Here is an 11,185-nt window from a genome sequence, read left to right on the forward strand (position 1 = left end):
TATTTAAAAATTGAGATGTTGAATAATAGGTGATTGCACCTATTATTTACGGGGCATAGCCGAGGAGTTCGCAATTTTAAAATATGTTTTAAGCGATTACTATCGTATTAGAACCATCGAATTTCTATATGGAACAAGCAATATATAACATCCCCTACTCTCTATGGTCTAGTTAACCTATATTAGGCAAAGCGTACTTTCGTTAATAACCCAAATTTTTACTATATTTCATAATTACCCAAGTCTTCCTGGAAATTCTTAATCATTGCATCAAATACCTTAATTTGATGTGATAACTCATTGATTTGTTCTACATAAACTGCAACATTAGAATTTGCCTCCTGTGTTGAGGCAGAATTCTCTTCTGCAATAGCTGCAAGATTCTGAACGCCATCAAACAATTTAGATATATTATCTGCTTCTAATTTTAAATCCTGAGAATTCTTTATTAACAACTTAGATACTTCATTTAGTCTCTTATTGGACTGATTGGAGGTGTCAACTGCTTCTGATAACTTACTGTTTTCATTTTCAAGAATACCGTATTCTTGTTCAATACCTTCTCCAACCTGATTTATATTAGATACAAAATAGTTAAGGCTTTCATTAATCTGCTCTACGGCACTATTAGTTTCTTCTGAAAGTTTTCTGATTTCTTCAGCAACTACGGTAAAACCTCTTCCTGCTTCCCCTGCTCTTGCCGCTTCAATAGAGGCGTTTAATGCAAGTAAGTTAATTTGTTTTGCAATAGAGGATACAATTAATACAATCTGCGTCATATTATCCGCATTTTCTTTCATTTCATTACTGCGTTTTCTAATATCACTAAATCTTGTTAATATATCCGTAATCTGTGATGCGGTGGCTTCTACATTATGAAAACTCTCTTCAATTCCAACTACTGCTTCTTCAATTTGTCCCTTATTATATTGCCCGTCATCGGATATTGAACTTACATTCCGTATACTTCCGTCAAGAACCGTTATGGCTTTCTCTGTATCTTCTGCCTGAGTAATTGCCGCCTCTGCTACCTGTTCCAATACAGTAGTGATGTCGTTGGAAGTACTTTCCATTGTGCCTGCAATTTCTGAAACTGACTTATTAAAGGTATATAATTCATCCACAATAGCATTGAATCCAATGAAATCTTTTTGTACATTCTTTTTCACTGCGTTAATTTTATTCATAAAATCTTCATATTCATCATTGGATTTTAGAACTACGGATTCCACGAAATTACGTTCGCTTAACTTATCCAGTTCTTTTAGAATTAATTTTCTCGGCTGATTAAATATAAAATTAGTTGCTAACGTAGCTAATAAAGTAACCCCGGCTAATATTAGTGTGTCTACAATATCTTTTGACAAGATGTAGGTAGCTATAGCAGCCACTAATGTATTGGGAATCGCACACTTTATTCCTACTTTTTTAAATATTCCAAATGAGAAAAATCGGCTGATACGATATTTCTTCGTATATTGAATTTCTTTTTCAAACTTGAGTTTTAACTGGGTTTCCCCTTCATTTTTACTGAGGGTTTCTACTTTAATATCTTCTTCAAAATAATGTGCAACTCCGCTGATCAGACCGGTCAAATAATCTTCCATTCCTCTTTTTGAACGATAGGTAAATATGATTTCATGAGATGATATAGGCGTTACATCCAAAATAGGCGGTACAGCTCCTTTAAAACGCTTCATAACAATAACATGAACATCATTCATGGACTTTAAAAATTGATAAGCAGATTCATGACGAAAGAAACCGGGATATGTTTTACTAAAGGTCTTTACATTTTCTTCTCCCATAACGAACCATATTTCTTTGTGACTTTTTCCTATTTTTTTCCCTACTTGATCGACTATAGCTTTTGCAGTTGTATCCGGTACATCTTCAAATGGATTAAAAATATGCCCTGTGTCTATTCCATTTACTTTCAGTACATCATCTACCACGGAATCTCCAAATAACTTTCTGCAAGATTCTACCCAGGTCGATACTACAGTTCCTTTCATATTCATTTCTCCTTTGTAATATAGTGTATGTCATTTAAATTACTGACTTTTTTACTTATATGTAATTATAGTTCAATTATTTTTGAAATTCAAGACATACTAATTATGAAACATGAAAAATAATCCTAAATTAGACAAAATACCAGAAAAATTTTATGCATTTGCTTATAATTTAATGCATATGATTACTATTATGAAAGGAAAGGGTAATAAATTGTGTGGAATAGCAGGATTTTGTAATTATAGTAAAGATTATACGACAGAAGTATTTCGATGGACTCAGGTTCTTGATAACATGAAAAATAAAATTAAGCATAGGGGTCCGGATGATGAAGGAGTATATCTGACAAAGCATGTTGGCCTATCCCATGTGAGGCTATCTATTATTGACCTTGCAAATGGAAAGCAGCCTATGTCACGTAAAATAAACGATCATGTCTTTACCATTATCTATAATGGAGAATTATACAATACCAAAGAAGTAAGAAAAAATCTGGAGCAGAAAGGATGGCTTTTTCAAACAAGCAGCGATACTGAGGTAATTCTTGTTAGCTTTATGGAATATGGTCCGGAATCCGTTAAAATGTTAAATGGAATATTTGCCTATGCCATACTGGATGAAGCAAAGGATCATGTGTATCTTTTCAGAGATAGATTGGGGATTAAGCCATTATTTTATACCATTCAGTCCGATACTTTAATCTTTGGCTCCGAATTAAAAGTACTATTCGAATATCCTAAGGTAAAGCCTCAGATTGATAAAAAGGGATTATGTGAAATATTTGGCTTAGGTCCTGCAAAAACATATGGAAATGGCGTATTTAAAGATTGCCACGAGGTACTGCCGGGATATTATAACGTATATAATCGTGATGGTTTAAAGGAAATTCCCTATTGGAAATTAATCAGCAAACCACATACAGACTCCTATTCTGAAACAATTGATAAAACTTCTCATTTAGTAGTAGATTCTATCAAGCGACAGATGGTATCCGATATACCTATATGTACTTTTTTATCCGGTGGTGTGGATAGCAGCATCGTCACTGCTGTATGTGCAAATGAATTGGCAAAGAATGGGGAACAGCTGAACACCTTCTCTTTTGACTTTGTGGGAAACGAAAAATACTTTAAATCAAATGCTTTTCAACCTTCTCAAGACAGGCCTTATGTGGATATTATGGTAAAGTATTTTAAGACCAATCATACCTATTTAGAATGCAGCAATGAAAGATTGGCAGATTATTTATATAAAGCAGTGGATGCCAGAGATTTACCGAATATGGCTGATGTGGAATCTTCTCTGCTCTATTTTTGTTCTCTTGTAAAGAAACATAATAATGTTACCTTAACCGGAGAATGTGCTGACGAAATCTTCGGTGGTTACCCTTGGTTTCATAAGCAAGAATCTTTTCAGATGCATACTTTTCCCTGGTCAAAGAACATGGAGCCAAGAAAACTGCTTCTATCCGATGAACTCTTAAAAGAAATTGATCTTGATAAGTATGTAATTGAAACTTATGAGAAATCCATTTCTGAAACTCCTTATCTGGAAGGGGAAGACCTCATTGAAAAGAGAAGAAGAGAAATTGCTTATCTTAATATAAAATGGTTTATGGTTACGCTCCTTGACCGCTTAGATCGAACCAGCATGTATTCCGGTCTGGAAGCCAGAGTTCCTTTAGCTGACCATCGAATTTTAGAATATGTTTGGAATGTGCCTTGGGATATTAAATGCAGAGATGGTGAAGTAAAACACCTTCTCAGGGAATCGGTAAAAGGGTTATTGCCGGATGAAATATTATATAGGAAAAAAAGTCCTTATCCAAAAACCTACAATCCCGGATATGAAAAACTTCTTGGAGACAGATTACTGAGTGTTTTAGAAGACAGTTCCTCTCCTATTAATGCATTGCTGGATAAAAAGAAAGTGCAAGGTTTTATAAATACCCCTTCAGATTATGGTAAGCCATGGTATGGTCAGTTGATGGCAGGTCCCCAGATGCTTGCATATATGTTACAAGTAAATTATTGGCTTGAGAAATATAATATTGAAATAATTATTTGATTGTAAGAATAAATAAAAAGCATTTATTCAATTATTACTATTAATGCTAATATACAATTAAATAAGGTGTGCTATTGATAAACAATTAGCCATTCATACGAAATGTAGCACAACAATCGGGAAGAAAAACGATTTATGGGGAGGGATAGGTTTAGAATTATCTTAACCTTTCCTTCCCCCATCCCGTCTGTTAAATCTTATCACCTTCTATGTCAATTTTACCAAACTCCCGTCTGATTCTTGTAAATATACATCTGTCTGCCCATATAGCAATAGATGTTCTATAAGGCTTTCCCTAAGTAGCTCGCTCCGGGTGGTGTGGTCAGTATAATCATTGATGATTGTCTTTATATGATTTTAGTTTATTTTACCGGAATATAAATATCTATTTCTGAATCTACGTCGTCAGCTCCTAGGAAGCGTTTGTCATAGATCTCAAAATCCTCACGCTCATCCAGCTTTTCCTTCGTAAACAAAACCCAACTACCCCAAATGTAGTCATAGGTTTTTAGCAGAGTTGCCACAGTGCCTTTGTGTGTAAAAACTGCATACCGCCCTCCTGGAATTGTTTTTATATCTACACCTTTAGGTAAATGCCTAAAACTATCTACTTCTATACCAACTATCTCTGAAAAAGTTATATTACCATCTTTTGATATGCTAACTTTTGTCCTATCTGTTTCACATATACCAATACGACGTGCATTAGATAAGGCAGGTATTTGACTTATTATTTCAAGCAGACTGTTCCAAAGGTCAGGCAATATATTGTGCAGAGTGGATGTTTCCCCACGAATACCAGCAACAAAAATTTTACCCAATTCAACAATACGGGGCCTAATTGTTATTCCCTCTGCAAGATGCAGTAATGATTCCCGATCTAGCATCTTTTTTGAACCAGTATACAAATCTAAATTATTTTTTCGATAAGCACCAGGACTAACATCGTATGCGGACTTAAAGGCACGGCTGAATGCTTCTGACGAACCAAAGCCACTCTCCATTGCGATATCAATGATACGCTTATTGGAATACAGTAGCTTTTTACACGAATTTGACAATCTGCGCTTTTGAATGTAACTGCCGATTGGCTCACCAATAACAGCAGTAAATATGTGTGTGAGGTGGTAAAGAGAATATCCCCCAGCTTTCGCAATATCTTCTGAAAATAATTCCTCGTCTAAATGAAGTTCTATATATTCAATTGCTTTTTCAAGTGATACGAGATAATCCATGCTAACCCCTCCAGTCCAAACTCTTATTATACCATAATAGTGGAAACAAGGCATTAGAACTTCGCAAAAATTATCATGAATGGGAAAGCCTGATTTGTTACCATTGGTTAGTACCACTAATTAAGAAAAGGAGGAATTTTATGAATGCTATTGAAATTAGGAATGTAAAGAAAAGTTTCCGCGGAAAACGAAATCAGAAAACTGTAGAAGCTGTAAGAGGAATAAGTCTATCGGTAAAACCAGGTGAAATTTTTGGTTTTTTAGGACCAAACGGCGCAGGGAAAACCACCAGCCTTCGTATGCTTACAACATTGCTGCCCATTGACGAGGGAGAGGCTAAAATCGGTGAATATGACGTAAAGAGAAACCCACGGGAAGTACGTAAACATATCGGTTATGTGGGGCAGCTTGGAGGTGGGGACATTGAAGCCACGGGGCGTGAGAATTTGATGTTATCCGGTCGACTTTATGGTATGGATAAGAAAGCTGTACAGAAACAATCGGAATTATTAATGGATTTACTGGACTTACGAGATATCATAGACAGATTGGTAAAAACTTATTCGGGAGGTCAGCGCAGACGACTTGAAATAGCACTGGGAATTCTACATAAACCTGATGTTTTGTTTTTAGATGAGCCGACAACCGGGCTTGATCCCCAAAACCGCGCTAACCTCTGGGAGCATATCCGAATATTAAAATCTGCGGGAGTGACCGTCTTTTTAACCACCCATTACCTTGAGGAAGCCGATGAACTTTGTGACCGCCTTTGTATTATGGATAAGGGTATTATTGTCGCAGAAGGAACGCCACAGATATTAAAAAGGAAGATTTCCGGCGACGTAGTAACAATAAAGCCCAAAAACACTCAAAAGGATATTGCACACATGTTTGACGGTGAGGAAGATGTGCTTGACATACGCATAGAAGGTGGGAAAACAAGCCTATACGTCAAGGACGGTGCAATAGCTATGCCCAAATTATTCAATATTCTTAAAGGGAGGGGCGTTGAATTGGAATCAATTTCCCTTTCGCAGCCATCACTGGATGACGTGTTCTTAAAGCAAACAGGCAAATCCCTGCGCGATACGGGAATGGAGGAATCTCTATGAGGATTTTATTAGAAATTTGGCTATTATTCAAACGTAGAATATTAGAAACGATTCGCCAACCGGTATGGGTGTGTATGGCACTTACAACGCCGCTTTTGTATATCTCTCTATTCTCTCCCTTATTAAAAAATCTGAGCAATCCACCACTAAGTACCGGTACGGTTTTAGATGCATTTGTCCCCGGTGTGCTGACGCTATTGGCTTTTATCGGAGGCACAGGTGCCGGATATGCAGTCATTGGCGAACTACAAACTGGAGTTATTGAGCGTTTGCGCGTTTCCCCTGTATCCCGTTTTTCACTGCTTATGGGTACAATTTTAAGAGATATTGTTGCGTTTCTTGTACCATCCGTTTTGGTTATATTCATTGCCCAATTGTTTGGGTTCAAAGCACACGCCAGAGGCTTGCTTGTCATGCTCGTGCTTTTGAGCCTATTGACAGCAATCGTATCTGCTTGGTCAGGAAGCCTTGGACTTATATTAAAGCAAGCCAGCAGTATGGCTGCGCTGGTGGCCGGGCTGGAATTACCGTTGACACTTCTTTCAGGTGTGTTACTTCCAATCTCTTTGGGGCCAAAATGGTTGCAAGCCATAGCTCATATTAACCCACTTTATTATGTGGTAGAGGCCTCCCGTGTATTGGGCACAGGTACCATTGGAGGCCCTGAGGTTTTCAAAGCTTTTGCCGTTATTGTCCCATTGGCTGCAGTAACTCTTTTTTGGGCTACAAGGGTATACCGCAAGTCGATTTCGTAAAAATTAAACGACAGGTGTTGTAATGCAGAAAGTCGAATAGATACCATACCCATTCGGGCATCATTGACTGATTTTATGTATATGAACAGGTAAAAAGGAAATGCCGCAACTCCGAAATAATATTCTGTTTATACGAGTTTGCGGCATTTTATACTCATTTTGTGTATACTCCGTTTACACAGACTATGATTTTAGGCTTAATTACTCAATATAAGAATCCCGGAAATTCAGTCAAATCAAGGCTTCCAGCCTTTACGGCATATCTGAATTTTGTAAAATTCTAAGCCATGAAAATCAAAGAAAACACAAATTAAATTACAGTCTCTATAATGAAAATCTACTCTTTATCATTTCTGCCACTATATCCGGATTAATATTCGTATTATTAATTCTTATATAATTTTCTTGTTGAATTTCTCCCTCAAATGAATTCAGGCGATGTCTATCTTCCAATTTTCTAAAAAATTCTTCCGACTTTTTGATATTCCTTTTTGATGGTTTATTAAGTAATCGATTCTCTGTTTTATTTCTTTCTAGACGCAATTCATAATCTGCTTCTAATTCTACGTAATAAACTTCTGCACCTCTTGATTGAAAAATTTTCTCCAAACCGCTTATGTAATCCCAGTCATCCTTAGAATCAAAAGCCCACATAAACGTAAAAGTCATACCATATTCATCACTCTTAGCATATGTTTCAAAGATTTCTTTCCTGAATAACTCTGTTAGTCTTCTTCTCTCCTGGGGCATATTAGCAAATAAATCGGAAACAATATCAATTGTCATATGGTTATGAAATAGCTTCAAACCTGTGATTTTAGCAAGTTCCTGCCCTACTGTCATTTTGCCTACTGCGTGTGGTCCAAAAATAATAACTAATTTCATCTACTGCCCTCCTGTAACTACTTTATACTATCTAATTCTTATAATTATATTATAAATTAAGTAAAAAAACTACATTAAATATATTTATAAAAAATAAGCCATAGCGAAAATACAATTTATCAAATCTATTTTCACCTGTGGCTTAGTTTACAATTTTATAATATATTATAATTACTTAATGACTTTTATATAATATTTATCCAATAATTGATGTGGATGATAAGATAATTTCGAAGTCCTAAGTCCTAAATCTCCAGCATCATCTTCCCGATTAATATAAAGAACCGATTCATTTACACTGTCTTTAGCAAATTCATTCATAATCATCTGATAGGATCCCGGGTATTCTTTTAAAGCTTTCTCAATATGAACATAAAGCGTATCATTGATAATTTCCCCAACAGATAGGGCAATGATTTCTCCATCCACTTCGATAAATCCCCCGAATAAACCTATATCACCGATTAGGGGTAATATTTCTTCTGTTCGTTTATTCTCCTCAATTGCTGTCTCCATTGCTTTTACCATGTTTTTGGAAAAGCCATCGTAAAACTCCATGACACGGCCTATATTATCTTTATTCATTCTAATATATTGATAATCGGGGTACATTTTCCTGAACTTATTCATATGATTTCTTTGTCCGCTGTACCTTCTGCCTTTTAGCTGGCTTAAGTCCTCTGATAAATATAAATAGTCCGACATATCCCGATCAAATTGAAACTCAACGTTATTTTGAAAGAAATTCTTAATAGGTTCTACGGCTTCTTCCGGTATTGCACAAAATATAAGGGGTATATTCATTTGATCCGTATATTCCACCAGCGTCTGAAGACCTTCCTCCAGTGGCCTCTTTCCTATAGGTAAAGTAAAGGAGGTCTTTTCATCTAAAATCTTTACTTTCATAAATAGTGTTTCATTATATATTGTATATTCGCTTTTATAAAATTCTCTCCACATGAATAGTGTACCTACTGTACTATCACAAGTTCTATTGCTTTTACAGGGTAAATATTCCTTAATCTCATCCAAACTTTCTAAAGAGATCGGTTTAAAATTTAACATAAGTAATCTCCAATTCCTTTTGTCCTTTTTTGCAATGTTTCTATATTACATGATTATATTATTTTTAACAATGGAGGTATCTAATTATTTACAAACTTTTAATATTTTTGAATTAAGAAGTCATCATATAATTCTTAAAATCATTTATACTAAGTATTATAAAAAACAATTGACACTGAGACCAATCTTATATATTATAGTAATATAAATACATTGCATGCAATTTAATTGAGTATAATATATCATAAAATAAGATTAATGTAAAGGAGAAAAAAACATGAATATTTATGATTTTACAGTAAAAGATACCAAAAACAATGATGTTTCCTTCGATAATTATAAAGGAAAAGTATTATTAATTGTAAACACAGCTACAGGATGTGGCTTCACTCCTCAATATGAAGGTTTGGAGAAATTATATAAGCAATATAAGGATAAAGGATTTGAGATACTTGATTTTCCATGCAATCAATTTTTGGGTCAGGCTCCCGGAACAAACGAAGAAATCGTAACATTCTGCCAGACAAAATATGGTGTTTCTTTTAAGACCTTTTCAAAAATAGATGTGAATGGTGAAAATGCTGATCCTTTATACAAATTCTTAAAAACAGAAGTTCCTAATGATTTAGAAGATGCGGAACTTGCTGTATTTATTAAAAAATTGGAGAGTTTGAATCAAACTTTCTCAGGTTCGGATATTAAATGGAACTTTACAAAGTTCCTAATTGATAAGAATGGTAATATAATTGCACGATTTGCTCCTACTACCAAACCAGAAGATATAGGAGAAAAAATTGAGGAGCTTTTAAACAGATAATTAGCAAACGGCAAGAATTATCATATTATTATATACCTTTTACCGGTTAAGGTTGTTATCAGAAGTTGAAGTTTTAGGATTTGGGAGGAAATAATTAATGAACTATGAAAAATTAAGACTTGAATGTCAGCTCTGCTTTCCCTTATATGTGTGCTCTAAAGAAATCATTAAAAAATATAAGCCTTTTTTAGACCCTTTGGAAATCACATATACGGAATATATTGCTTTTATGGCTCTTTGGGAGGAAGACCATATATCCATTAAGGAACTGGGACATAAGTTATTTTTAGATTCCGGGACTTTAACACCTCTTCTAAAGAAGATGGAAAGGCAGGGGTTTGTCACCAGGAATAGAAGTACTACAGACGAAAGAACTGTTTATATCAACTTAACGCAAAAAGGCATTGAACTGCAAGAGAAAGCCTCTCACATTCCAGAACAGATGGGATCATGCCTTCCAATCAGTGTAGAAGAAGCAACCATTCTTCATGATATACTTCATAAATTTTTAGACCATATAAATAAGTAAGATATGTTGCATTTGCAACATACAGTTTTAAGTCATTTATCTATACTAATAATAACAAATAAATCTGTTATCATAATCAGAAAGGAATATGGATATGTCTAAAAAAATATTAAAAAACATTGATTTATCAACAATCTTAACTTTAAAGGATTTAGTAAATTATCAGCCGGGACAAGTCGTAAGCAAAACCTTAGCGCAAAACGATAATGTAAGTTTAACATTATTTGCTTTCGATAAAGAAGAGGAAATAAGTACTCACTCCTCTCATGGTGATGCTATGGTATTTGTAACAGACGGAACTGGTCAGTTTACTATAGGTGATGAAACTTATACCCTTTCAGAGGGGCAGACCATTGTTATGCCATCAGAAGTTCCACATGCCGTTTATGCTCCGGAACAATTTAAAATGTTCTTAATCGTTGTATTTTAAATAAAAATTTATCTCTGTAGGACGCTTTGCCTGGGGGGTGTAGAATTCAAAAAGTGTTGATTGGGTTTTCGTAATGACTTAATTTATATTTAGTAAGGATAACATGGTGTATAGGGTAAATTTTGCTACCTTTCCCTCGTGCGGCATGGTCTTGGTAGAGCCTCAAAGCGCATGACAAGCATCGCAGAGGGCGATACTTGTCACTGAGTCTCTAGTCGACCATAAACAGCCTTCTCGGTCGGATGACGCCAAATTTACCCTATATACCACGTTA

At 35.2% G+C, this 11,185-nt stretch carries 10 protein-coding genes; 6 read left to right on the forward strand and 4 right to left on the reverse strand.

The window, feature by feature from the left end; translation table 11 throughout:
- Positions 1-221 precede the first annotated feature (221 nt).
- Positions 222-2,015: a heme NO-binding domain-containing protein gene (locus tag RT261_RS20645; RefSeq protein ID WP_313135045.1), complete on the reverse strand. Its 1,794-nt coding sequence runs from the start codon at positions 2,013-2,015 to the stop codon at positions 222-224.
- 214 nt (positions 2,016-2,229) lie between these two features.
- Here RT261_RS20645 and asnB point away from each other — a divergent pair, with 214 nt between their 5' ends.
- Positions 2,230-4,083 carry an asparagine synthase (glutamine-hydrolyzing) gene (gene asnB, locus RT261_RS20650; RefSeq protein ID WP_334308256.1) on the forward strand — a complete coding sequence of 618 codons (1,854 nt, stop codon included), beginning with the start codon at positions 2,230-2,232 and terminating at the stop codon, positions 4,081-4,083.
- Between the two features lie 362 nt (positions 4,084-4,445).
- Here the strand turns inward: asnB and RT261_RS20655 are convergent, their stop codons facing one another.
- A complete protein-coding gene (locus RT261_RS20655) occupies positions 4,446-5,318 on the reverse strand; it encodes an AraC family transcriptional regulator (protein WP_313135047.1) in 873 nt (290 codons plus the stop codon).
- 140 nt (positions 5,319-5,458) lie between these two features.
- Here RT261_RS20655 and RT261_RS20660 point away from each other — a divergent pair, with 140 nt between their 5' ends.
- The gene (locus tag RT261_RS20660; protein ID WP_313135049.1) at positions 5,459-6,430 is read left to right on the forward strand and encodes an ATP-binding cassette domain-containing protein; all 972 of its coding nucleotides are present in this window, start codon (positions 5,459-5,461) and stop codon (positions 6,428-6,430) included.
- The gene (locus RT261_RS20665) at positions 6,427-7,185 is read left to right on the forward strand and encodes an ABC transporter permease (RefSeq protein ID WP_313135050.1); all 759 of its coding nucleotides are present in this window, start codon (positions 6,427-6,429) and stop codon (positions 7,183-7,185) included. The genes RT261_RS20660 and RT261_RS20665 overlap by 4 nt, the downstream gene beginning before the upstream one ends.
- A gap of 324 nt (positions 7,186-7,509) precedes the next feature.
- Here RT261_RS20665 and RT261_RS20670 read toward each other — a convergent pair whose 3' ends face one another.
- Together RT261_RS20670 and RT261_RS20675 are read right to left on the reverse strand one after the other, a co-directional pair.
- Positions 7,510-8,070: an AAA family ATPase gene (locus RT261_RS20670; RefSeq protein WP_313135052.1), complete on the reverse strand. Its 561-nt coding sequence runs from the start codon at positions 8,068-8,070 to the stop codon at positions 7,510-7,512.
- Between the two features lie 171 nt (positions 8,071-8,241).
- Positions 8,242-9,135, reverse strand: a complete 894-nt coding sequence (locus RT261_RS20675; protein WP_313135054.1) for a DUF2156 domain-containing protein — start codon at positions 9,133-9,135, stop codon at positions 8,242-8,244.
- A 277-nt stretch (positions 9,136-9,412) separates the two neighbouring features.
- On the opposite strand from RT261_RS20675, the gene RT261_RS20680 reads away from it, so the two are divergent.
- From RT261_RS20680 to RT261_RS20690, 3 genes are all read left to right on the forward strand, one after another.
- Positions 9,413-9,952: a glutathione peroxidase gene (locus tag RT261_RS20680; protein ID WP_313135055.1), complete on the forward strand. Its 540-nt coding sequence runs from the start codon at positions 9,413-9,415 to the stop codon at positions 9,950-9,952.
- 97 nt (positions 9,953-10,049) lie between these two features.
- Entirely contained in the window at positions 10,050-10,481 is a 432-nt protein-coding gene (locus tag RT261_RS20685) for a MarR family winged helix-turn-helix transcriptional regulator (RefSeq protein ID WP_313135056.1), read from the forward strand.
- Positions 10,482-10,575: 94 nt separating this feature from the next.
- Entirely contained in the window at positions 10,576-10,911 is a 336-nt protein-coding gene (locus RT261_RS20690; RefSeq protein WP_313135057.1) for a cupin domain-containing protein, read from the forward strand.
- Positions 10,912-11,185 lie beyond the last annotated feature (274 nt).

The organism is Anaerocolumna sp. (assembly GCF_032079385.1).
Lineage (GTDB): Bacteria > Bacillota > Clostridia > Lachnospirales > Lachnospiraceae > Anaerocolumna.